23 protein-coding genes and 4 pseudogenes are annotated in these 23,719 nt (G+C 35.1%); 14 read left to right on the top strand and 13 right to left on the bottom strand.

Annotated elements, in window-relative coordinates; all coding sequences use genetic code 11:
* The first annotated feature begins 13 nt into the window (after window positions 1–13).
* Together IEV18_RS10350 and IEV18_RS10345 are read left to right on the top strand one after the other, a co-directional pair.
* Entirely contained in the window at window positions 14–955 is a 942-nt protein-coding gene (locus tag IEV18_RS10350) for an ABC transporter permease (RefSeq protein ID WP_188392305.1), read from the top strand.
* A 10-nt stretch (window positions 956–965) separates the two neighbouring features.
* Window positions 966–1,790 (top strand): ABC transporter permease, encoded by an 825-nt coding sequence (locus IEV18_RS10345; protein WP_188392304.1) that lies wholly within the window; start codon window positions 966–968, stop codon window positions 1,788–1,790.
* Between the two features lie 344 nt (window positions 1,791–2,134).
* Here the strand turns inward: IEV18_RS10345 and IEV18_RS10340 are convergent, their stop codons facing one another.
* The gene (locus tag IEV18_RS10340) at window positions 2,135–2,896 is read right to left on the bottom strand and encodes an SDR family oxidoreductase (RefSeq protein ID WP_188392303.1); all 762 of its coding nucleotides are present in this window, start codon (window positions 2,894–2,896) and stop codon (window positions 2,135–2,137) included.
* A gap of 164 nt (window positions 2,897–3,060) precedes the next feature.
* Between IEV18_RS10340 and IEV18_RS10335 the strand changes: the two genes are divergently transcribed.
* On the top strand, window positions 3,061–3,678 hold the full coding sequence (locus IEV18_RS10335; RefSeq protein WP_188392302.1) for a TetR/AcrR family transcriptional regulator C-terminal domain-containing protein: 618 nt from the start codon (window positions 3,061–3,063) through the stop codon (window positions 3,676–3,678).
* Window positions 3,679–3,782: 104 nt separating this feature from the next.
* Window positions 3,783–5,165, top strand: coding sequence for a 23S rRNA (uracil(1939)-C(5))-methyltransferase RlmD (rlmD, locus tag IEV18_RS10330; RefSeq protein ID WP_188392301.1), 1,383 nt, complete (start codon window positions 3,783–3,785; stop codon window positions 5,163–5,165).
* 35 nt (window positions 5,166–5,200) lie between these two features.
* Here the strand turns inward: rlmD and IEV18_RS10325 are convergent, their stop codons facing one another.
* Window positions 5,201–6,334, bottom strand: coding sequence for a recombinase family protein (locus tag IEV18_RS10325; RefSeq protein WP_229733626.1), 1,134 nt, complete (start codon window positions 6,332–6,334; stop codon window positions 5,201–5,203).
* Window positions 6,335–6,467: 133 nt separating this feature from the next.
* On the opposite strand from IEV18_RS10325, the pseudogene IEV18_RS10320 reads away from it, so the two are divergent.
* Window positions 6,468–6,797 (top strand): annotated as a pseudogene (locus IEV18_RS10320) (transposase); the annotation flags it as partial.
* 569 nt (window positions 6,798–7,366) lie between these two features.
* The gene (locus IEV18_RS10315; RefSeq protein WP_188392300.1) at window positions 7,367–7,795 is read left to right on the top strand and encodes a hypothetical protein; all 429 of its coding nucleotides are present in this window, start codon (window positions 7,367–7,369) and stop codon (window positions 7,793–7,795) included.
* 232 nt (window positions 7,796–8,027) lie between these two features.
* Here the strand turns inward: IEV18_RS10315 and IEV18_RS10310 are convergent.
* Together IEV18_RS10310 and IEV18_RS10305 are read right to left on the bottom strand one after the other, a co-directional pair.
* Window positions 8,028–8,993: pseudogene (locus IEV18_RS10310) on the bottom strand (transposase); the annotation flags it as partial.
* A gap of 96 nt (window positions 8,994–9,089) precedes the next feature.
* Window positions 9,090–9,293: a transposase gene (locus IEV18_RS10305; protein ID WP_188392299.1), complete on the bottom strand. Its 204-nt coding sequence runs from the start codon at window positions 9,291–9,293 to the stop codon at window positions 9,090–9,092.
* Window positions 9,294–9,475: 182 nt separating this feature from the next.
* On the opposite strand from IEV18_RS10305, the gene IEV18_RS10300 reads away from it, so the two are divergent.
* Window positions 9,476–9,967, top strand: a complete 492-nt coding sequence (locus IEV18_RS10300; RefSeq protein WP_188392298.1) for a hypothetical protein — start codon at window positions 9,476–9,478, stop codon at window positions 9,965–9,967.
* A gap of 74 nt (window positions 9,968–10,041) precedes the next feature.
* On the opposite strand, the gene IEV18_RS10295 is transcribed toward IEV18_RS10300, so the two are convergent.
* The 5 genes from IEV18_RS10295 to IEV18_RS10280 form a co-directional block, all read right to left on the bottom strand.
* A complete protein-coding gene (locus IEV18_RS10295) occupies window positions 10,042–11,616 on the bottom strand; it encodes a recombinase family protein (RefSeq protein WP_188392297.1) in 1,575 nt (524 codons plus the stop codon).
* Window positions 11,617–11,647: 31 nt separating this feature from the next.
* Window positions 11,648–13,072, bottom strand: a complete 1,425-nt coding sequence (locus tag IEV18_RS10290; protein ID WP_188392296.1) for a recombinase family protein — start codon at window positions 13,070–13,072, stop codon at window positions 11,648–11,650.
* Between the two features lie 6 nt (window positions 13,073–13,078).
* Window positions 13,079–13,249, bottom strand: coding sequence for a hypothetical protein (locus tag IEV18_RS10285; RefSeq protein WP_172967550.1), 171 nt, complete (start codon window positions 13,247–13,249; stop codon window positions 13,079–13,081).
* A 59-nt stretch (window positions 13,250–13,308) separates the two neighbouring features.
* Window positions 13,309–13,443 (bottom strand): hypothetical protein, encoded by a 135-nt coding sequence (locus IEV18_RS17450; protein ID WP_268235420.1) that lies wholly within the window; start codon window positions 13,441–13,443, stop codon window positions 13,309–13,311.
* Window positions 13,444–13,785: 342 nt separating this feature from the next.
* Window positions 13,786–14,178: a hypothetical protein gene (locus IEV18_RS10280; protein ID WP_188392295.1), complete on the bottom strand. Its 393-nt coding sequence runs from the start codon at window positions 14,176–14,178 to the stop codon at window positions 13,786–13,788.
* A 675-nt stretch (window positions 14,179–14,853) separates the two neighbouring features.
* Here IEV18_RS10280 and IEV18_RS10275 point away from each other — a divergent pair.
* Both IEV18_RS10275 and IEV18_RS10270 read left to right on the top strand, forming a co-directional pair.
* On the top strand, window positions 14,854–16,458 hold the full coding sequence (locus IEV18_RS10275) for an ATP-dependent nuclease (protein WP_188392294.1): 1,605 nt from the start codon (window positions 14,854–14,856) through the stop codon (window positions 16,456–16,458).
* Window positions 16,442–17,560 carry a UvrD-helicase domain-containing protein gene (locus IEV18_RS10270; RefSeq protein ID WP_188392293.1) on the top strand — a complete coding sequence of 373 codons (1,119 nt, stop codon included), beginning with the start codon at window positions 16,442–16,444 and terminating at the stop codon, window positions 17,558–17,560. The genes IEV18_RS10275 and IEV18_RS10270 overlap by 17 nt, the downstream gene beginning before the upstream one ends.
* A gap of 153 nt (window positions 17,561–17,713) precedes the next feature.
* On the opposite strand, the gene IEV18_RS10265 is transcribed toward IEV18_RS10270, so the two are convergent.
* From IEV18_RS10265 to IEV18_RS10255, 3 genes and pseudogenes are all read right to left on the bottom strand, one after another.
* Window positions 17,714–17,971 carry a DUF5348 domain-containing protein gene (locus tag IEV18_RS10265; protein WP_161921937.1) on the bottom strand — a complete coding sequence of 86 codons (258 nt, stop codon included), beginning with the start codon at window positions 17,969–17,971 and terminating at the stop codon, window positions 17,714–17,716.
* Window positions 17,968–18,768: an ExeA family protein gene (locus tag IEV18_RS10260; RefSeq protein WP_188392292.1), complete on the bottom strand. Its 801-nt coding sequence runs from the start codon at window positions 18,766–18,768 to the stop codon at window positions 17,968–17,970. Before IEV18_RS10260 ends, IEV18_RS10265 begins: the two co-directional genes overlap by 4 nt.
* A pseudogene (locus IEV18_RS10255) lies at window positions 18,761–19,573 on the bottom strand (TnsB C-terminal domain-containing protein); the annotation flags it as partial. The gene IEV18_RS10260 and the pseudogene IEV18_RS10255, both read right to left, overlap by 8 nt.
* 131 nt (window positions 19,574–19,704) lie before the next feature.
* Between IEV18_RS10255 and IEV18_RS10250 the strand changes: the two are divergent.
* The 4 genes and pseudogenes from IEV18_RS10250 to IEV18_RS10235 all read left to right on the top strand — a co-directional run.
* Window positions 19,705–20,241, top strand: coding sequence for a TetR/AcrR family transcriptional regulator (locus IEV18_RS10250; protein WP_188392291.1), 537 nt, complete (start codon window positions 19,705–19,707; stop codon window positions 20,239–20,241).
* On the top strand, window positions 20,242–20,556 hold the full coding sequence (locus IEV18_RS10245) for a DMT family transporter (protein WP_057995856.1): 315 nt from the start codon (window positions 20,242–20,244) through the stop codon (window positions 20,554–20,556).
* Window positions 20,557–20,573: 17 nt separating this feature from the next.
* The gene (locus IEV18_RS10240; RefSeq protein ID WP_188392290.1) at window positions 20,574–20,912 is read left to right on the top strand and encodes a DMT family transporter; all 339 of its coding nucleotides are present in this window, start codon (window positions 20,574–20,576) and stop codon (window positions 20,910–20,912) included.
* 513 nt (window positions 20,913–21,425) lie between these two features.
* Window positions 21,426–21,741 (top strand): annotated as a pseudogene (locus IEV18_RS10235) (type I restriction-modification enzyme R subunit C-terminal domain-containing protein); the annotation flags it as partial.
* A gap of 280 nt (window positions 21,742–22,021) precedes the next feature.
* On the opposite strand, the gene IEV18_RS10230 reads toward IEV18_RS10235, so the two are convergent.
* Window positions 22,022–22,555, bottom strand: coding sequence for a YqxI family protein (locus IEV18_RS10230; RefSeq protein ID WP_188392289.1), 534 nt, complete (start codon window positions 22,553–22,555; stop codon window positions 22,022–22,024).
* Between the two features lie 109 nt (window positions 22,556–22,664).
* Between IEV18_RS10230 and IEV18_RS10225 the strand changes: the two genes are divergently transcribed.
* Window positions 22,665–23,168 (top strand): hypothetical protein, encoded by a 504-nt coding sequence (locus IEV18_RS10225; protein ID WP_146938797.1) that lies wholly within the window; start codon window positions 22,665–22,667, stop codon window positions 23,166–23,168.
* Window positions 23,169–23,719 lie beyond the last annotated feature (551 nt).

Genomic DNA, 23,719 nt, shown 5'->3' with positions numbered 1-23,719 from the left:
GGAATTGGCATCCATGGCCTTATTGTTGCGGAAAATTTTATTGTTTCTCATCACTATCGCGCTCGTATCGGTCATTACCTTTGCTGTGTTTCAAGTAATACCGGGAGATCCGGTACGCATTATGCTCGGACCGGAAGCAGACGAAGTGCAAGTGGAAACGTTGGAAAAACAATTAGGGCTGGACAAGCCTCTCCACGTTCAGTATGCAAATTGGATTGGGGGACTATTTACCGGTGACCTGGGGCAATCGATTCGGTTTTCCCAGCCGGTCATCGATTTAATTATCGACCGGCTGCCGGTAACCCTTTCGCTTGCCTTTTTGTCCCTTTCAATCGTTATTGTCGTTGCTATTCCTTTAGGAATTTTCCTTGCGAAACGGCAAAATAAAGGAAGCGATATCGTCTTTTCTGCATTGACCCAGCTTGGGATGGCCATCCCTGCCTTCTGGCTGGGTATGCTGCTGATGATTTATATCGGCATGCGTTTTGACTTTTTTTCTATTAGCGGTTATGTCCCTTGGTCGGTAAGCATCGAAGGGGCTCTCGGTTCGCTGCTTTTGCCGGCAATAACGATTGCTATTCCGCAAATTGCCATTACCTTTCGCTACGTTCGCAACACGGTGATTGACCAGATGAAGCTGGATTATGTAAGGACACTCCGGAGCAAAGGAATTCAGGAGAGTATTGTTATTTATAAGCATGTATTGCGCAATTCGATGGTCCCAATTTTAACGGTGCTCGGACTGATTTTTGTGGAAGTCGTTGCCGGAACGGTTATTGTTGAACAAGTCTTTGGTTTGCCTGGACTTGGAAGCTTGCTCGTAACATCCATCAGCTATCGGGATTTTCCGCTCGTGCAAGGAATCGTCATGTATATTACCATCATGGTCGTTGTTGTAAACTTTGTTATCGACATGTTGTACACGATGCTAGATCCTCGGATAAGGCTTCGCTAGGGGGAAAAAGATGAAACAGTTACGAAAATATTTGAAAAATGTCAACTTTATCGTCGGTGCAGGAATACTCTCCTTTTATCTGATCATGATGGTTGTCAGCTTTTTCTATACGCCTTATGACGTAAATTCCATGGATATCGCGGGAAAGTTACAGCCTCCAAGTGCAGACCATTGGTTTGGCACGGATGAATTTGGTCGGGATATTTTTAGCCGGATTATGAATGGAACCCAGACTGCCTTTTTTGTCGGGGCATTTGCTGTCGGTATCGGAATGGTGTTTGGCACGCTGATTGGTGCTGCTGCCGGCTATATTGGCGGCTGGGTGGATGAAATTTTTATGCGGATGATCGATGCATTAATGGCATTTCCGGGAATTATTTTAGCGTTAATGTTAGTTGCTGTTTTTGGCACAGGAATGATAAACACAGCTATTGCTTTAGGGATTATCGCCATTCCGGGAATCGCGAGAATTGCCCGGAGCGGGGTTATCCAGCAAAAAGAAGCCGAATATGTGCTGGCTGCAAAACTGGCCGGTTTGCGGCCATGGAAAATTATAATGAAACATATTTTGCCGAATATTTTATCTCCTTTAATTGTAGCTGGTTCGGTTGCCTTTGCAGTAGCTATGCTGGCGGAAGCAGGTTTAAGCTACTTGGGACTTGGGGTACAGCCGCCAGACCCTAGCTGGGGGCGGATGCTGAAAGATGCCCAGTCCTATATCGTAAGCGCACCGTGGTATACGTTTGCACCGGGAATTACGATTACCCTGTTCGTATTAGGCTTTTATATGTTAAGCAACGCCCTTCGGGATTTTCATGACGTCCGTTCGAAGTAATGATGATAATTGATTTGTAAGGACGATGGATAGACGATTATGCCGATTTATTTGGTATTTGGAAGATTAGCCCGAGGGAGTAGCTGATTCTTTGCCGATTTTGGCAGATAGTTATTGAATGTTGGCAGATTCTTTTAGCGGGATGGAAGATTTCACATTAGATCGGATGATAAATCGATAGTACGGATGATTCCTTCGAGGTATGGCGGATCTAATTCCCAGCGGCCAGGCTGGTGGGACTGGAAAAGCAAATACCGTATCATTCAGTGGAATGATACGGTAAAATTTATTATTAGATCTCAAACCTCATTAAAAGAACGGTTGCCTATATCGGGAATCATTTTTCAAAACGCAGCAGTCCAGCCGGCATCGGCCACAACAACTGTTCCGTTGACAAAACTGGATTCATCGGAAGCAAGGAACAGTGCCACTTGTGCAATTTCTTCCGGTTTTCCTGCCCGAGGGATAACACTTTGGGCAACACGGGCACGGCTGGCCCCAAATTCGTTCACGTCTTTAACAGAGCTCATGATGTTCGTTTCCACGGCACCCGGGGCAATCGCATTACAGCGAATTCCTTTCTGCGCATACATAAAGCCCGTATTTTTCGTAATACCGACTACCGCATGTTTCGAAGCTCCATAAGCTACCCCGGCATGAGCGCCGTTTAATCCGCCTGTGGAAGCGGTATTAATGATGACGCCTTCTCCTTTTTCCAGGAAAATCGGAATCGCTTTGCGAATTGCCCGCATCACTCCCTTCGTATTTACTTCAAAAATGAGATCCCATTTTTCATCGCTAATGTCTCCGACAGGTTCAAATCCATCCATAATCCCAGCGTTATTTACCAAAATATCCAATGTTCCGTATTTATTTACTGCAGTATCAATCATATGCTCAATGTCTTCCAGTTTAGCAACGTTGACTTGTACTGCCGTTGCAACTCCGCCGTCATTTGAAATTTCCTCGACAACTTGCTCTGCACCTTCTTTATTCAGGTCAGCAACAACGACTTTTGCTCCTTCTTTTGCATACAGGGTGGCAATTGCCTTTCCCATGCCCGAGGCTGCTCCAGTTACAACAGCTACTTTTCCGTCCAATTTCATGAAACATTCCCCCTATTCATATTCAATGATAACGCTTACATATTGAGTATACGAGACGGAAAAAGGGAATTCAATATACAATTTTGTGTGTTTTGTCCAATTTTGTACAAATTGAGTGAATAATGTATAATTTTAGAAGAAATAGCATGATGGGAGAGGGGAAAATGAAAGAAGTGCGAAGGGGAGCAAAATCAAAGGATGCTCTAAAGAAAGCTTTATTGGAACTCTTAAAGGAAAAAGATTTGGATCACATTACGATTACCGATCTCGTCCATCGGGCTAATTTAAACCGGGGGACATTTTACTATCACTATCAATCCATCGCAGAATTATTTGATGAGCTGGTTCATGATGTTTGTCAAGATTTTATCGAAGCGTATAAAGCTCCCTATTTGCAGACAGAGCGGTTCATGGTCAGCAATTTAAATAGTCACAGTGTCAATATTTTTAAGCATGTCCTTACTTATTCCGAATTCTATTCTACGGTTATTTGTTCGCCGAAACTTGCAGCATATGAAACGAAAATCATTCAGTTATTAAGAAATTTAATCAGGCGGGACTATCACTTTGTCATGAACAAAAATAAAAAAGTAGATATCGAGCTTTTGGCTACGTATAACGCCTATGCCTTATTTGGCTTGATTACCGAGTGGGTGAAAACAGGTTATCAACATTCTCCAGAGTATATGGCAGAACAGCTCATTGAAATTTTATCAGGCAATGTAAATAGCGTGGTGGTAGATACAACGAAGATGACCCAATCGTCGGATTTTCTGCATTAAGCAATTGGTGACAGCACGGCAAATTCTATGTATAATGCTTATTATGTTGTTTCTTATATCAATATTTACGCAAGTTTATTTATATAAATTGAAGGTGGTTAATCATGACAGATAAGACAACCTATGATGTAAAGGTTCACCGCTTAGATGAAAAAGGATTTGGTCAGGCGGTATACTGGCAAGAAAACGAACAGGGGAATCCAAGAAAACTAAAGTTTACGATTCCGGAAACATTGCCGGAGGAAGAAGTAAAGATTTCCATCGACCGTCCCGGAAAACGGCGAATGCGGGGAAAAGTAGAGAAAATAATTAATCCTCATCCGGAACGGACAGAGCCTCTATGTCCCCATTTTACCCGCTGCGGCGGATGCGTCTGGCAGCATTGGCAATATGAAGGGCAACTGAAACAGAAGACCGAACATGTACGGCAAGCACTTATCAGCAATGGCTTTGATCCGTCCCTTGTTTTAGATGCAATCGGGATGGAAAATCCATGGCATTACCGGAATAAAATGGAATTCACCTTTGCCCCGGACGGTTCCATGGGCTTGCATGAACAGGGAAATTTCCGCAAGATTATTTCCTTGGAAACTTGTCTGATTGCAAGCAAGGGAATGACGGAAGCAGCACTTGCTGTTGCCCGCTGGGCGAAGGAAAACAAGCTTCCTGGCTATGATAAGCAAAATCATGAAGGTCTATTGCGGCACTTAATGGTTCGGGAATCCTTTGCAACAGGCGAAATCATGCTGGCACTTTTTGCAACTGAGCCTCCAACCGGGAAATGGAAAGATGCGGTCCAGCAATTGACGGAACAGATCGAACGGGATTTTCCGAATGTAAAAAGTTTGCTTTGGATGGAAAATACGTTATGGGCAGACCGGACACAAGCAGAAGAAGTTCATGTATTATCCGGAAGAGACTTTATTTACGATGAACTATCTGGTTACCGTTACCGCTTGTGGTTTGATACGTTTTTCCAGACGAACCCGCAGCAGGCGGAAGTACTTGTAGAAGAAGCATTAAAAATGGGAGAACCGAAGAAGTCGGAGAAAATGATTGACCTGTTCTGCGGTGTCGGAACGTTTTCATTGCCTTTTGCTGCAAGAACAAAAGCCCTTGCAGGGGTGGAAATCGTCGAGACGTCGATTGCATCGGCAAAGCGAAACGCAAAGGAAAACGGTATTGACAATACGTATTTCCTTGCTTCCGACGCCCGCCGGGGAATCGATGTCGTCTTAGAAGAGTTTGGCAGACCAGACCTGCTCATGCTCGACCCGCCACGTTCCGGCGCCGGCGGCAAAGTCATGCGCCGCATCGGCCGGGCACAGCCGTCCCGGATTGTCTATGTCTCCTGTAATCCAGTCACCTTCGCATCGGATATTAAGGAACTTGTCCCATTTGGCTATGAACTGAAAAAAGTTCAGCCGGTGGATTTGTTCCCGCATACGGTACATGTGGAGTGCGTTTCGCAGATAGTTTTAAAATGAAAAAAATGAGGCAAGATAAGGTTTCTCTCTTGCCTCTATTCAATTTTTGGTGTGGTAAACCGGTAATGAATTATTGGTGTACCGTCCTCTTTTACCTCGATTCGATTAATCAGTCGATGGAGAATATCCTCGGTTAATTCATCGAAATTTAGGAATTGAAGTAATTCCTTTTTAAGCTTTTCAATTGTTTCGATTACATCCTCGCTTTCCATCAATGAAAGAAGTTCAGTTTTCTGTTCCATTAATTCAGTTAAATCCTTGTTCGTTGCTTCAATACTCTCTTGATATTCTTCATTGGTAATGATTCCGTCAGCTAACAGGTTGATGAATTTCCTTTTTCGATTTTTTAAAACATCCATCTGTTTGTTAATCTTATTGATTTTCTTTTGAGAATCCGATTTTGTACTTTTCGATTTTCTCTCCATCTTCTTTATATATTGCTCTTTGTCAATTTGATGAATTAAGGATTTTATGTCATTTAGAATTGTTTCTTTTAAAAAATCCTCTTTTATTGTGTGGGCGGTACAAGCTTTTTTTCCATGACGCGCATAAGCCCCACAAATGTATCCGTCTCGATTGCTTCGGAACCACATACCTGTACCACAATCGGCACAAAAGAGGACATTAGTAAAAAGATGTATCTTGGGTGCTGTAATATATTTTCTTCTCTGCTCTAATTGATTTTGGACAGCATCAAACGTTTCCCTAGATATAATTGGCTCATGTGCATTTTTGATAATAAACTGTTCTTCTTTAGGAACGTTTTTTCTTCTTTTACTTGTTACACTTACTGTCGTTGTTCTTCCTTGAACAAGATCCCCAACGTAATGGGGATTTGTCAAGATGCATCTAATTGTAGAATCATGCCACTTATCTCCAGCGTTTGCTTTTCCAGCTATTTGAGCAGGGGTTGGAACTCCCTCGTTATATAGCCGTCTTGCAATACTTTGTCGTCCGTTTCCTTCCAAATATTCTTTAAAAATTCGTCTAACAATATTTGGTGTTTCATCATTTCGGATATACAATTTTCCATCTCTTACTTCATACCCATATGGAGGGTTTGATCCTTTAAAAAGTCCACTTTTTGCTCGAGTCTTTAATGTCTCTTTCACACGATTACTCGTGTTTTGAGATTCTTGTTCGTACATCCATGCATAAAGGCCAAACATATGAGTGTTCCCTGTTAATGTATTGATCGCATTATCTAATGTAATAATGTGATTCCCTTGGTTTTCACATAAGTTTTCTTGATTTTATAGGAGATAATTCTCCATTTCGGGCAAGGCGTGATAACTCTTTGGCACGAAAGGGAGTATCCTTCGATTAATCACGAATCGATTTGATTTAAGCGCAGATGAAATCAGTGATATTTACCGCTCCCGCTGGGCAATCGAGTTGTTCTTTAAATGGCTGAAACAGCACGTGGAAATCAAACATTTTTACGGAATGAGTAAGACGGCGTTACAAAATCAAATTTACATCGCACTCATCACCTACTGTTTACATGTACTGATTCAATTAGAAACAAAAAGTAAAAAGTCGCTGCTTCGAATTAGCCGCTGGTTAAAGGCAGCATTATGGAAGCCAGCTTACATTTGGCTGCGAAGGTTTGAGAAAAAAGCCGTTCCATAACAAAGGCAAATGTCGTTGTCCCTTTTGGATGAACTGATAAAGCCACCTTTAGTTGGACTTTGACTTTTTGGCTTTATTTATGAGAAAATTATTTACGGAATATTCCAACTATATTTATGCAATGCTAGTGGTATTATAATAGATAATAAGAGGGTTATTATGACTAAATATTCAAATTAGTGGTATTTTCAATACGTTTGGAGACAATGAAATTATAAACAATGTCGTTACTTTTACTAGTTTATTCTTATGTGTAATTTTACTTCTGGTAACTAGAATATCTCGTAAGAATTTAATGAATATTTCCACTGTCTAGAGAAATCGATCCTCTTTTACAGGCTTTATTTCAGTACATTGACCAACTTTCTTTACCAGAAGCACCTTATGTTGTTTAGTGCAAAATAAAAATACAGAGTTCTGCAACGAAAAGTGCAGAGCTTAATGGCATAAAAAAAGGCTTGCCAGCTCCTAAAATACCTTCTACTGTTTAAGGTTGTGGACGTTTTGCGACCCGAATTAATTTATCTAGCGCAAATACAGATGAAGTCATTAAATGAGAGGGGTTTTCTATGACATATTATTATTACCTTGCCTCAGATATTAAACTACCATCAGGTATATACTCTAAAAGTGGTTTTATTAATTTAAATGAGAGTAAAATAGCTCTTGATCAAACTCTTGACTTAACAGAAAGTGATGAAAAAGTAGATGGATTCGATTATCCCGTGCAAATTGAAATTGTTTATGGTTTGTGTGATCCTGAAACTTTAGAAGCATATGATGATTTTGGATTGCCACTGCTTCATAAATATATTCTCGACGTATGCAGTTACTATAAGACATGTACCATTCAAATTGCTCACATTTTAAATACACACCGACACCCTTTAAAAATTGTAGAACGGAGAAAACTCTTATTGAATCAATTATCGAATCCTAAACAACTCGCTCTACATCATGGTGAATTGCTGACGATCAAGAAGATTCCGGAGTTCTAAGTTGATTAGACCAATGAATTTACGAACAGTTGCATTTTGTTATTATGGGTAAAATGAATTTTAGTTTACTTATTCCTAGAGTGTTTTGCAAAATTTGATTTTCTACAAAAAAAGCGTTTAAAAAATGCTGATTATAATCAGATGTTTTATTACAATAATTTTGATAAAGTTTAGAAAGAGATCAATCCACAAATTTGAGCATACTGACAGAATTTATGAATGTTTATTATTTTTAAATAGCAATTTGCTTTCTACTTTGCTTGTTCATTGCTAGTGCTGAAGCTATTAACACAATTGCATTTAGATAGATATGGGTTTTTACTTTTTCAATTCCTCTTACATGCAAAGAATTTGCGGTTAGATAACATTTCATTCTTGAATTACAGCGTTCTACACTAGTTCGCTCCTTATAAGGCTCTTTCCAACGCTTTGTATCACGATGAGGAATCGAATATCTTCGTAAATCTTTAAGAGTGTTTACTTTTACAACCATCCCATAATTGGAAGACGAACAGGCAGTCATGCCCAAGGGGCAATCAACTTTTCCAGTCGCATGGGGACACCGAAACTTAAGTTGGTTCTTTTCGGATCCCCAATAAGTCATATTGTATCCCATAGAACAACGTGGGGTTCCATTTGAAGCGATTCCTGCTGGAGGTTCTTTTTCATTACGCAAGTTCAATGGGATGATTGCTTGTGCCCCGATGTTCTTAGCGGATTCGTAGTTTTTCAGTTGGTCATAGCCTGCATCCATAATCAAATATTCGATTTTCGTTTTTACACATTGGTTGACTTGCTCAATTAATTGTGGGGCAACATCTCCGTCATTCATATGAGCGGGGGTTACTTCAATTGCCATCGGCAATTCGCTTTTGGTATCAACTGAAAGGTGCATCTTATAACCAAACCAAGTAATTTTATTGCCAAATGAATCAAACTTAGCACCCTAATTTGCATTGCCTGTATGCTCACATCTTTTCTTAGGTCGTTTCTTTTCATAAGCATCGATGGCAGCACTATCAATGGCTTGATGGCTTCCATCGATTATTTCTTCATCTTGAGCAATTGAGACGAGATCATGAAAAATCTGTTTTGCCAGACCTTTTCGAGTTAGATCTGAAAACACCCGACTTAGCGTAGAAATAGACGGTGCAGGACGACTAATATCTAATCCACATTGGTATCGAAAGCGCACATCATTTTTTGGTTCTTTGTCAAATAGTGTTGGTGAATAAGTTTATTGACATTAACTGATAAAATGTAATCAGTGAGCTTAGAGAAGTTTGGTTTTCCTCTAAGCTCCTTTTATTGTCGCTAAATTTTGCGTGATAAGAATCCGGTTTTTAAAGTGATAGAAGCATTTATAGCCAAATGCAATTCTTTTAATTACTTTAATTTTATTGTTAATTCCTTCTAAAACTCCGTTATTATAATCGTATTTAAGGGTGTTCTCTATATAATTTATGTACTTCATTATCGTCTGAATGGACGTTTTCATATCCTTCGATGCTTGCTTTACCGAATGTTATTATCAAGAATCCCTTGATATCAAAGGGTTTAACCAGTTCTTGAATTTTACTCAATAAGCTAACCGGTGAATTACTCGGTAAAGTAAGCAGTGATAAGATAAATTATTCGGTAAAGTAAGCAGATATTTTTTTGTATTGGAGGGATATGAAAGTGAGAGATCCGAAGAGGATTCCAAGGATATTAACTCTGTTGTTCAAAATATGGGAACAACAACCGGATTTGCGATTTAATCAGTTAGTGCAGAATCTACAGGCTATATATTCCCAGCAAAATAATAACTATGGTAAAAGGGATTTCTATGAAAAGGATGGAGAGATTACTTACCAGAATTATTATATAGATTTATTTTACTTGGAGGATGACCAGTGGGAACAATTTTTAAGAGATTATTGGTCGGAAATCGAAGAAGAGTTGCAAGAGCGAGAAAAGCAGATTACTCCTGAAGTAATAGAAGAAGTTGTGCAACTATTTATTGAAGCAGGGATGAATGAAACAGAAGTATCAGATTCTTTAAAAGAAAGAATTCGGTTATTTTTGAAAAAGGAAAGCAAATGGTTAACCATTGACGCTCTGTTAATCGCAATTAAAACACTTCCTTTGGAAGAACGAAAAGAATTAATTGAAAAGATTAAGAGAATATAAATGACATAATCTTTTGCTGAAACTTTTAGTTTAATTAAAGAAAAAACTGTTGCCCAAATTAATTGGACAACAGTTTACGCACTTTCGATATCTAGCTGCTTCATTAAGTCTTCAATCTCCACATATGGTGTGAGCCGGTAATCGATTCTTATATGGTTATCTTTCGAAAAGTTAATTCCTATCGTTTCGATTGCCAAAAGAAATATAGCGCGTTTTTCTTCATTTGTATAATTATGAATATCTTGTTTGAATCGACCAATTAATTCGACTTGCATTTCATCTTCTGACAAAAGATCAATCTGTTCTCTTGTTGTGTGGTATTCCTGTATTTCGTTTGTAGTAGATAATATTTGCATTTCAAAGATTTCTTTTAACTCCAGATAGTACTCATTATTTTTATCTAGTGTGGATAAAAGATATTTTAGTTTTTCAAGGTTTTCGTTCAAGTCATTGATTTTTTGTTCAAGCCCTTTTTTCCATCGATTTAAAATTTTTTCCGTTTGTTTTTCATAATAATTCAGTTCCCTGCCCCATCTTAGTGAAAAATCAGAAAATATACTTTCATGAATCTTTCCTGCTGATATTTTCTTTTTACACGAAGGGCAACAGTAATACATATATTTTTTCTTGGACTTTGCGGGAGTTGAATTTCTTGTTATCAGTTTTTCTTTACATTCATGGCAATAAACTAAATCTCGTAAAATAAACGGGCTATCCATGTGATCCTTATTTTGTTTATAGTTTCTAAAAAATTGGGTGATATTCCACAAGTTAGCACCAACTAAAGGTTCATGGTGATTTTTGAATAGGAAAATGTCTTCCTCTGGTTTCTTTTTACTATTTTCAAAACTGGTACGGGTAAACCAAGCTAATTCCCCGATATACCAACGATTGTTTAAAATATATCGTACGGTTGAATCATTCCATCCTTTTGCATCAATACTTGGCGGTGGAATATCCGCTTCATTTAATAAACTTGCAATTTTCCGATCGCTATAACCGTAACTGTATAAATAAAAGATAAGAATGACAATAATCTTATTATCATTAGTTTCGATCGTATTGTCCTTTGTTGTTAGAGAATAACCATAGGGATTTCTAGATCCGGGACGTTCGGGTTTCGATGAATTTACTACAGACGTATGGTAATCAGATGCTCTCCGAGACTTCTCTACCGATTCTTCATGAGCAAATGACAATCTTGCTTGAACATAAGGATTGTTTTCGTTCCATTCACCTTCTATCTTCGTTGAGTATACTTTAAAATTTGGTCGGGCTTCTTTAATTTGTCCGAGTACATATAATACAAAGTCTTCAATTAGCCTTGTAATTCTTGATTCTTCATAGAAAATGACAGCTTTCACATTTTTATTATTTAAAATGAATTGCTTCATATTTTGCATTTGAACCCTTTTTTGTGCAGGAATATGATAGGCGGATTTTGCTTCTTCAATAAAAGATGCCACAACTTGAAATCCTTCTCTTTTTGCTCTAGCAACAATTTCGGATTCTTGGATATGCAAAGAATGGCCGAATGTTTGTCCATCATCAGACCAGCGAATATACGATGTTGCTAAAGGAATAGAATCTTTAAAAATATTAAAAGGTAAATTTACCTGTTGAAGATTCGGTCTAGGTGTTTCTGTCAATAAGTAAACCCCATTTATTAAGTAAGTGTATTTATGCATAAAGTGCATATGGCTCACCAACTTTCAAAAATTCTCCAAAGGGAACATGATAAATAAATGTATCCGGGCCGATTTCTACTTTTTCAAGGAATAGATGGCATAAATAGTATAAATTGTAGTTTTGAATTTCCGTTTCCAAGTTCTGCTTAATGATTCTAACAAGATCATTTACCGAATTTCGAGCTTCAGCAATTTTAGCTAATTCAATATGGAGATGATTGATGTTACTTTTTATATTCTTTGACTCAATAATGAGTGAATCGATGTTCTTCTTTGGTGCATATTTTTCTACTATAGTAGAATGAATTGAGCTTAACTTTCGATTTAAGTTAATGATCTCATGACTATAATCCTTTTCGATTCTAGATAAATGGGAAAATACAAAGCTTTTGATTGTGTCAACTGGGATATGTTTTACAATAATTGAAAGTTTAGATTGAATGGTCTCATTCAATTGTTCCACTGTAATTTTGATTTCCTCATGTTTTCTTTTACAGATATAGTAACTGCTTTCTCCCAGCTTTGAAGTTTTAAAAGTCATGTCTTTTTTGCAAAATATACACTGTGGAGTAATGTATCCTCTGTTCTTTGCATTGGTTATGGCTTGAAATACTTCATCTTTCAATCTTTTTAGCACATCTTGAATTTTTTGATGTTCTTCTAAGGAGATAATAGGTTCTACATGGTGAAGAACTTCAAAACCGTACGAAGTCTTCATATGTGCCGAATAAAAAGGATTTTCTAGATATTTTAATAAATCCTCGTACCTTTTGTTTTTTAATATCTTTTTGTATTTCATTAAAATATTGAACAAATCATCTGCTTTATTGGTTTCAGCCACTTCATAGAAAAAAGATTTTAAGTCATTAACCACTTCTGGATTCGGGATATACTTAACATCTTTTCTTTTTCCAATCCGTTTATATCCAAATATAGAAGAAGGAAATTGTTTCATTGTATCCTTTCTTCTACCGGAAATATTCTGGCCCTCGACTTGTGCAAAAATCCCATATAACGATTCAATTGAAAGTTTAGGAGAAAACGGCGGTTGTTTCGTTGATGTAAAAATCACCTTGATTCCGTATTTATAAAACTCTTTAACTATTGCAACGTATTCATAAAAATTTCGCGCTAAACGATCACGACTGTATACAATGACTGTTTTTACTTTTTTCTGTTGAATAAGTAATCGTAACTTTTGTAAATCTGGCCGATCCTCAATGGCTAATTTATTGGCTGAAACATTATCATCTTTTAACCAAATCACTTTATCTAAATCAATACGATTATTATGAATATAAGATTCAGCAAGTAGAATCTGCTTTTGAATGTCTTGCTGGGCTGTACTTACCCTACTATAAACCGCAATAAAATCTTCATAGTATTTATTGGGTTCATAATATTGGTGTGATTCCATGGGAGCCTACTCCTTTTCTACAATTTTATTACTTTCTTCAAGAAGGAAACCCTTCATTTTTGGTTGTAATTCAAGCTGATCGATTAAAACTTTTTCAACTAGCCTTTTCATAAAGTAATAAGATTCCTCTTGTAAATCTTCATTAAATGAAACTTTTACTATATCTTTTCGAGACATAAATACTCCTCCCGTCAAAGCCTTTATTAAAAGGATTGACGGGAGGAGAAGGTTTTAAACTATTTATGTTGTTTATCCAAATCTAAATCCATTTGCAATTGATATTCGTAATTTGTTTGTTTCGGTGATTCAATGAACACTTTTGTCTTAATGGGAACCCCTAACTCTTTCAGTAGATCGAGCAGGTTTGACATTGTAATTTTGAACCTCCTTTCCATAGAACAAGATAAATCGTTCAATGACCTTTTTTGAGATTCCAACCTTTTCACAGCTTTTTAATATTTTGTTAAGAAATTGATTTTCTGTTTCTTGTTTGCTTATAGATCATCCCTCCAATAAAAAACGCGGCACATGATGATAACATCATGTAACCGCGGTTTTCGCTTATTATGGTTACTTTTATTTACTTTTGAACAAATCGGTTAATCAGAAATCATTATAGCTTCAGAATTAAGGATTTTAAGAGGGAATTAAAAAATTACTTATTTCTATTCCCTATTCTCTATGAAATCCTTAAAAGAGTTGACTCTGACTTTTTACAATAACCATTTATCAGGAGAAAGCAAATCTTTTTGAAATTTATCAGGAATAATAGAATTTATATCTTCAAAAGTAAAATCATTAAGGCTAATCATTCTTTCCAATATAATTCGAAGTTCATTTTTACGGTAATCTGTCAAAATGGAATTAAATACTGTTTCAACATCAATAGCTCCGTATTGTTTAAAATAATCGGTAATTAATTTAAAATAATCATCATCTATTGTGGGATATAATGCTTTTATCGTTTCTGGTTGATGTCCGCGACTTAGCAGATTATGAATGACTCTCCAACTTTCTTTAACCTCTATGATTGTCGCGAATTTCCAATATAAATGTTCGGGTAATGGTATTTTATTATGTGAAAGTTTTCTTTCTGACGCTTCCAAATCGTTCGCCCCTTTTTGCAAAGATATCTATTGCCAGTCTCAGAATTCTTCACTTACTTAAAGTGTACCTACAGTGATTTGGTGATAGAAAGCAATCTGTATTTGATACTTGCTAAGATGTTCAGCTAAGCTTTTTTCTAGTTGATGGATTCAATATTGTATTAATCCTTTTTGGTTATTCTAGCCCTTTTATAAACTGTCCGTTAATTTATGGAATCATTCAATTTTTTCATAATAGGTCAGTAAATGGTCATAAACTGTTATTTCCAATAGAAAACACCATGAATCTGAGGTATTCGCTATTTTATCTGCGTTTAAACAAATTGGTTAATCATAACACATTGTTATCTGAGTGTTTTATAATTTTATTGGTGAAATTAAAAAGGAAGAAATACATCGAGGCATCTCTTCCTTATCTGAACTACAAGTTGCACTAACAACTTATTTTTAATTTTTGACAAAAAGAGTGCGATATATTAGTCTTTTAACAATTAATTTAATGAATGAATTGACAATATTCGCTAATAATTTCAAAATAGTAAGAGGAAAGTAATTATTTCATATAACAGACTAATACTTATACATCATGATGGGCAGAAGTACGCTTTTAAAGTGTCTTCTGCTTCTTTTTTGAGCAATGGGTTTTAATTATAAAAATTGAAAGGGGTTAATGCAGTGATAGAAAAGGTAATCATTCAAAACTATAAATCTATTAATTATCTTAATTTAAAATTAAATGACGAAATGAATATTCTTGTGGGTAATAATGAACAAGGAAAATCTACAATATTAGAGGCCATTAATTTAGCGCTAACTAGTACATTAAATAAAAGAAATATACATAATGAATTAAACCCATTTCTTTTTAATAAAAACATTGTTGAAGATTACATAAAAAATATTAGAAAAGGTAAGTATGATGCTCCTCCTAGTATACTTATAGAAATATATCTAAAGGAAAATGATCAGACTGCATTTTTGAAGGGTACGAATAATTCAATCAAAGAAAATGCATGTGGCATCAGATTATCCGTAGAATTTGACGATGATTATACAGAAGAATATGAACAATATATAAATCAATCTAATAATCTAAAAAATATACCGATTGAGTATTACAAAGTTAATTGGTATTCATTTGCATCTAACCCGATAACTTCACGAAGCAATCCTGTTAAATGTGTATTAATTGATCCAACGGAGGGAAAACATTGGAGCGGTACGGATAGATATATTTCAAGCGTAATTGGTGAAACGTTGGATCCGAAACAACGTGCAACATTAAATTTTAATTATAGAGATATTAAAGAAAAATTTTCTGAAATTGATTCTATAGCACAGATTAACTGTACACTATCGGAAAAAACTGGGGAAATATCAGATAAAGAATTGGCTATATCTTTAGACATATCTCAAAAAAACGGATGGGAGTCTAATTTAACAGCATATTTGGACGATATACCTTTTGATTTCATCGGAAAAGGTGAACAAAATTCAGTGAAATTAAAGTTATCACTTGAATCAACTTCTGAAGAAGCTCAGGTAATTCTTATAGAAGAACCAGAAAATCATTTATCCTATTCAAATATGTATAAACTAATTAACCAGATATCTGAAAAATGTGAAGGGAAACAGCTAATAATTACTACACATAGTACTTACGTTTTAAATAAACTAGGTTTAGATAAAGTAGTGTTAATGAATAACGGCCATCATATGACATTAAGAGATTTAAAAGAAGAAACATATAATTATTTTAAAAAACTACCCGGTTACGATACACTTCGATTATTGCTAGCTGATAAAGCGATTCTAGTCGAGGGGCCATCGGACGAGTTAATTGTACAAAAAGCCTATATTCAAAAATATAATAAACTTCCAATTGAAGATGGAGTTGATGTTATAACAGTAAGAGGTTTGTCATTTAAACGCTTTCTAGAGATTGCAGATTTACTAAAAAAAGAAGTTTCAGTTGTTACCGATAATGACGGAGATGTTAATAAAAACATTATTGATAAGTACGGTGATTACTATCTAAACCATCCTACAATCAACATTTGCTATAGTGAAGACACAAAATATCCAACATTAGAGCCGCAGTTAGTATCGGTAAATGAGCTGTCTGTTTTAAATCAAATTTTTGAAAAAGATTTTAAAACAAAGGAAGAGATGATTAAATATATGACAAGTTCAGGAAATAAAACTGAGTGTGCAATGCGTATTTTTGATTCAAATCAAGAAATTGTTATTCCGGAGTACATAAATGAAGCCATTAAATAATGAGATAATAATTGCTGCAGCAGGGTCCGGGAAATCAACTCAATTAGTAGAAAAAGCATTGCACTACAATAATAAGCAGATACTGATTACTACATTTACAATCGACAACACTAAAGAAATTGAGAAAAAGTTTTTCGAGAAGATAGGATATATCCCTAAAAATGTTGTTGTTCAGACTTGGTATTCTTTCTTATTAAGGGAATGTGTAAGACCTTATCAAAATTTTTTATATGATAAAAAAAGAATTGAGAGTATAGCTTTTGTTAACGGCCAATCTACACAATATATAGCTAAAAAAGATATTGAAAATTACTATTTTAGAGATGGGAAATACATTTATACTGATAAAATTTGCGATTTTATAATTGAGGTAAACTCAAGATCAAACGGATTAGTAATCGAACGTCTAGAGAACATATATGATATCATTATGATTGATGAGGTTCAGGATTTAGCTGGGGCAGATTTAGATTTTCTATATTTGTTATTACATTCAAAAATACATAGTATTATAGTTGGAGATAATCGACAAGCTACTTATTTCACCAATAATTCAAGGAAAAATAAAAAGTATAAAGGAGAAACCATTTTTGATTTGTTTAGGAAATGGGAGAATGAAGGTTTGTGTTCAATTGAATATAAAACGGAATGCTTTCGTTGTAACCAGTTAATTTGTGATATAGCAGATTCATTATATCCTGATATGCCGAAAACTATTTCAAAGAATACCAAGAGAACTGGACATGATGGTGTTTTTTATATTCGAAGTACTGAAGTTAATGACTATGTAAGAAAGTTCTCTCCAGTTGTCTTGAGATATGATAAAAGGACTAAAAATATTCCAGAAACTTTATCACCAATAAATTTCGGGAAGTCTAAGGGACTTACTTTTGATAGAGTACTTATTTATCCGAATGGTCCTATAAAAAAGTTCTTAGAAAGTGATTATGAGGCAGTTAGTAGTCCGAAAACTAAAGCAGGCTTATATGTTGCTTTAACTAGAGCAAGATATAGTGTTACATTTGTAACAGATCAAAAGGTAATTTCAAATAAATATGTTGAAAAATTTACAATGAACAATAGTGAAATTATAGAGGTTTAAACAATTTTTGTAAACTAGCACATTATTTCAGCTCGCCGTTTTCATTTTAATTCGGCAATAAATCTGAAATAATGTGCTTGTTTTTTCAAATTATTTCAGAATATGCAAAAATCCATTCAAAATATTCCAGCTATTCATTTCAAAAGAAGACCCCTAAAAAGGGGCATCTACACGTATATAATCATGGATATTTATTCGAATTTTATAAATCTCATTAGGATGAAGGACAAACTTTACATCTTGATCCAGAGTTACAAACCAATCCAATTCTTTTTCCAAGACTGCTTTAAAATATCTATTTTGAATCCTAAGATCAAAGTAGTATCCTTGTTCAATCCAGTAGGCCTGCTGGCCTATCCACACACGCCATTCCATTTCTTCATGATTATAAACCAATATTCCTCTTTTCATATTCCGATATCCTCTATGGCTAACCTAACTACTTCTTCGTCAATCTGTTCTTTTTTTAATTGGAACCCAAATAACAGGCTATTTATCGTTATTTTATTAATCACTCTTGGCCATCCTTGAGATCGTAATGCAATGGCTTCTAGTGCGGATTCAGTAAATATTGGCATTTTTGCACCAGCGATTTTTAGATGGTGATTGATATATGAAACAATCTCTTCTTTCGGTAAGGGTTGAATCTCATATTTCATTATCAACCTTTGTGACAACGGGCGATGATGATTCATTGTTAAACGTGTCTTTAAATGTGGTAATCCTGCTAAAATCAAGATAAACGGGTTGGTGGAATCCATTTGAAAATTAAACAATAGGGCGATATCCTGTAAAAATGCATCCTTTGCTAAATGCATTTCATCTAAGATAAATACAGGTGTTACTTTTCTTTCCTTGTCCATTCGTTCGATTCCTTGTTGAATCTGTCGGAACAGGTCTACTTTTCGATACTTTGGTTCTTCACCTAACCCATAGGCTAATCCACGATAAAAATCCATGACACCGCCTGTAGATAATGGAAAATAAATAACGTGATACAAAGACGGATTTAGTGATTCCTTAAACGCTCTTAATGTAAAAGTCTTACCAGCACCTGGATCACCAATGAGGAGACCAATTCCTTTTGATTTCTGTAAATAGGATAAGGCATTTAAAGCTCCTTGATAATCGGATGATAAAAACGCATCCGATGGGCGTATATCTTTCGAAAAGGGTTCTTTGGCTAAAGAATAGAAGGATTTATACATTTCGATTCGCCTCCTTCGATTCTTCAGCTAATTGGGTTAAAGAGAAAGGTGAACGAACTCGTTTGACATGAGCGTTATCTGACAAAGATACAGGCTCTGCTTCAGCCACTTTCTTATTATCTTCGAAAATAAAAACGCCGGTATCATCTATTCGTAAATCCACGGAGTACCCAATAAATCTGGCTGGAACCTCATAAAGTTGTTTGTTTAGACTGATTGTTCCGTCCGCCTTTACCTTCCGTTTAACTCGTTTCATAAAGATGACATCCAGAATGGATGGATCATCTAAAAACGTGATATTTTCTAGTTGAGAATGGAAGACTTCATGCGGCGTTTTTCCGTCTAATGATGCATGAACCCTTCGATGATAGTCTTCCTCTAACCATCTCCAGAATCGTTCATTCAGCTTCTCTAAGGAACCCACTGGGTCTGCTTCTAATAACGGATAAAATCTTGTCTGTACTGTTTTGAAGAACCGTTCAATTTTCCCTTTACTTTGCGGATCATAAGGCTGTGTATGAGTTAGTGTAATCCCTAGTTGAGCACACGCATACTGTAGTGTTTCAGATCGATAGATCTTCCCGTTATCTGCATATATCATTGTAGGCCTTCCTCTGCGGATTAAAGCCTCTTTTGTTACAACTCTAAGCCCATCAAATCCTTCCGAAGTAAAAAACTGGGCATATGGAACTAATCTTGAACAATCATCGATATAAGCAATTAAAAACGTCTTTTTTGCTTTTCCTTTTATTTTAATAAAGGGTCCGTGTGATAAATCAGCCTGCCACAATATGTTGACTCTATCCTAGATGTAGGCATTTTTTTATAACAGTATCATTTTATATAAAATCAATAATTGACAATTTAAAAATGATTTGCTAAGATTACTGTACTGAACGTTCAGTACAGTAATATAGATAACTGGAGTGATGTATGTTGAGTAAAAAAGAAGAACTTCTTACAAATGCGGCTAAGATTATAAATGAGGAAGGTATCCAAAAATTAACCATGCAGTACCTTGCCGAGAAGTCTGGAATTACAAAAGGTGGTGTTCTCTATCACTTTGATAGTAAAGAAATATTATTATTAAATATGAATAAAATGGTGATAGAACAATTCGAGGGAAAAATTAACAAATATAAATCTAAACTGTCTGGAGCTTATCAATTTACACGGGCATATGCATTAGCAACCATTGACTATTTAGATGATACTGAAAATGTTTTGCTTCCATCGGTTTTTATTTCTTCTCTAGAAGATGGAAAGAGTAAAGAACTGTGGGAATCCGTATCTGAACACTGGATCAAACTATTCGATCAAGACAAAGGAAATCCTGATAAGATTTTAGAACTGCGTTTAATTTGTGACGGAATTTGGTTTTCTATCATGTATAGCTATGTGGATATTTTTAAAGAAAGAATGGAAAAAATAGTGCTTCATTATTGTGATTTAATGGAAAGAGATGTGATTTAAATGGCATATGTATTTTTAGTAAGTGCGATTCTTGCGGAAGTATTTGGTACAAGCATGATGAAACTAACTTCAATAAGTAGCAATAAAAAAGTACTTTCGATCCTTGGGGTAATTATTGGGTATGCGTTAGCCTTTTATTTACTCTCATTGTCATTAATTTCCATACCGTTAAGTTTCGCTTATGCAGCTTGGAGTGGGACAGGAACAGCATTAACAGCACTCGTAGGTTTTTTAATTTTTAAGGAAAAAATAACTATACAAGGCGCTGTAGGTATTCTTTTACTGATTGTTGGCGTTGTATTAATGAGAATTTAAAAAGGAGTTATTATGGTATGAAATATTATTTGATTTTATTTACTTCCATTTTATTTGAAATTTTTGCTACATCGATGCTTAAACTATCTGATGGGTTTACGAATTTAATTCCTAGTATTGCTCTTGTCATTGGCTTTGGAATTTCTTTTACTTTGTTAATTATTTCTCTAAAGTTTATTCCACTAAGTGTCGCATATAGCATATGGGCTGGACTTGGGACTGCAGGAACAGCTTTAGTTGGAATGTTTCTTTTTAATGAAATCCTCTCAGGCTTAAACGTTTTCGGTCTTATGATCATTATTGTTGGTGTCGTCATCATGAATCTCGAAAAAAAGTCTGATAATCTAAGTAGTTAAAATGCTCTATGAAGTTTATTGACAAATTATTTACTTAAGAAATTATATGTAATTGTTATTTCTAAAATCAAGGTAAGAATAAATTTTCACGTCAATATCATTAATATAAACCCAATTTTATCCAACTGACACGATGTTCAGTTGGAATTCTATTTTCTAGAATGAAATTATTCGAGAAACACGTAATCTAAAAGAAGTTGAAGCAACAAATTCCCGGCTGAATGGGAGTCTTTTTGTGTATTGATTAGAACTATTTCAGGTTCCGAATTTGAGTAAATTCATTGATATGTTCCCACATACGAACACCTTTATTCGATATGTTCCCGCAAACGTAATCACCCATGAAAAAGCCCTAGACATCAAGCTTGGTAGCTTGTCCCATATTGAGAATGTAGCTTCTATTACGTTGATAAAACAGGGTTTTTGGCAAGGAATGTATAGATATTTGACCGCATTTTAGCCACATTCCTTACTTAGTGCTAACATCTTTGAACTAGATGGAGTATGTAAAGCGTTAAGTATACAAACTTCCATGATGAAGTGATTGAAGTAAGAGTAAACGATCCAATGTTCAATGTGTGATGATTTACAAAATTACCGGAAGAAAGTAAATCATTACCTAATTGAACATAAAGATCAAATGACCATCTACAAGTTGAATCATAATACACCGATAACAGCACAAGATATGAAAATGCTTGAAGATATTCTATGGAAAGAACTTGGAACAAGAGAAGATTATGAAAAGGACTTTGGTGTCACACCGATTACGAATCTTGTTCGACAAATTGTTGGCTTAAATTCGAAAGCAGCCAATGAAGCACTTTCCTGGGTGATTCGGCCATAACAACCGCTATATTGGATATAATTATTCATCGAGCAAAGATTATTCAGTTAAGTGTGATAGTTACCGAATGAAATATAGAATGTCTATTTTTGAGACAAAAGTGTAAAAAATTTATCAAAAACTATAACATTTCACTTGACGCTCACAAAAGAGCCTAAAGTATGCGAGTTTATGCATTTTAGGCTCTTTTAAATTAATGCTCTTATTAATTTGAGATTAGCTTTGTAAAGTTAGAAAGGTATACTTCTATAAAAATTTATTCTTACAGAAGCCAGAAAATAATTTTTGTTATCATCTCTGCATCATCTTTCGGTACACCATGGTCGGTTAGAAGTTTTTTAACATGACTTCTTGTAGCTTTTTCAGGTTTTGCTAGTGCTTTGCCTATTTTTGCTGAGTTTCGTTTAACAGCATCGGCATACTTTTTAGAAAATGGTTTTAAAATCCAAGATAGCATATGTCCACCATTTTTCACTATGCTTCCAAAGGCTTTTATACCTTTTAATCCGGCTCCAAGTACCCCTTGTGTAGTTACTCCCTTTTGATTATTACGTATTTCTTGATGAATAATAGATTTACTCAACATTATGTCTTGTCTAAAACTAGGACTTTCTAAATCAAACATATCAGGATCATAATTTTCATATTGCTCTACAATACTAGGGAGTGATGGTAATGTTTTTTGTGTAAAAGAATTAGTTGCTTCTTTAGCGCTAGCTAAACTTGGTCCTACCGCACTTACTAGCATAGTAGTAGCTAAGGTTGCTGCAACAGAACTAATAATTTTCTTTTTCATTCTCTTTCTCCTCCCAAAATATATTATAATATTTACAATATTATGTTATCATAGAATCGTATTAATTAAACGGTGATTTAGAAAGTTAGGACTAAAGGGGTTGGGCGTAATGTCAAATAGGACTAAGGATAGAAGTGCTGAAGTTTTTGGTATGACTGTTTCTATAATTCTAGCGATTGTAGTATTTATTATAATGGTATCAGTACCTATATTTCTTAATTTCGGGGTGATATACTTACTCTCCAAATTACCAATAGTTGAATTTTACTTTTATATAGATTTTTGGTCTAATTTCTGGTTCTTTTTTGGTTTTACTGTAATGAACATTATTGTTCTTGTATTAAGTGAACTGTTAATTACCGCAATCAGGAGAAAGAAAATAAAAAAGTTGTCAGATATTGGCCCAATAAATCTTAAAGAATGGATTATATACTTACTTATTTTTATTGGTTATATTAATCTTTTTGATATATATTTTGATAGATTCAATACAACATTTATTGGTGCGGTGTTAATTTCTGTTAGTATTATATTTTTGTTTATTATCATAGAAAAAACTCTAGATATGTTCCAAGATGAAGAAGAAGGTTCAGCAAATATTGATAAAATATAATAGCTTTTTAAATAAAATAAGGTTCAGCCCTTATTATTCTATAATTTAACGCATTGGGGCTGAACTTTTTTTTACGAAGATCACATTTCCATTTATCAATCAATCTAGATTTGTTTTAAACGAAATCTGTCTTTTTAATATTAATAAGTTTATTTATAATAAGCAAAAGGCCATTCATGTTTATTAAGTTCTCTTGGTATTGTAAGGTAAACACAACTACATCTTTTAAAGTCTGCGATTACCATTCAAACCCTGTTGAGTGTGTATCGCAGTTAGTGTTGAAATAGTCTGCAATTATCAATCAACGCATGTTGAGTGTTGTGCGTTGCTTATAAAAAAATAAATATTCGGAAAAGCTCGTTTCAAAAAATGAATGAAACGGGCTTTTCCTATATTGTAAGAGTTAAAAATCAATAACAAAAGGGGCAAGCTTATTTAGCCCGAGTTCGACAGTTGCTAGGTAAACGAATGCCCCTCAAAGCTTTGTGTATCAAGGTTTTGAGGGGTAAAAAAGGCATAATTATTGTGTTACTAGCTTTTCGGTTTGATTT

This window comes from Compostibacillus humi (genome assembly GCF_014637175.1).
Lineage (GTDB): Bacteria > Bacillota > Bacilli > Bacillales > Amphibacillaceae > Oceanobacillus > Oceanobacillus humi.
This window is presented reverse-complemented; position numbering and strand designations above follow the sequence as displayed.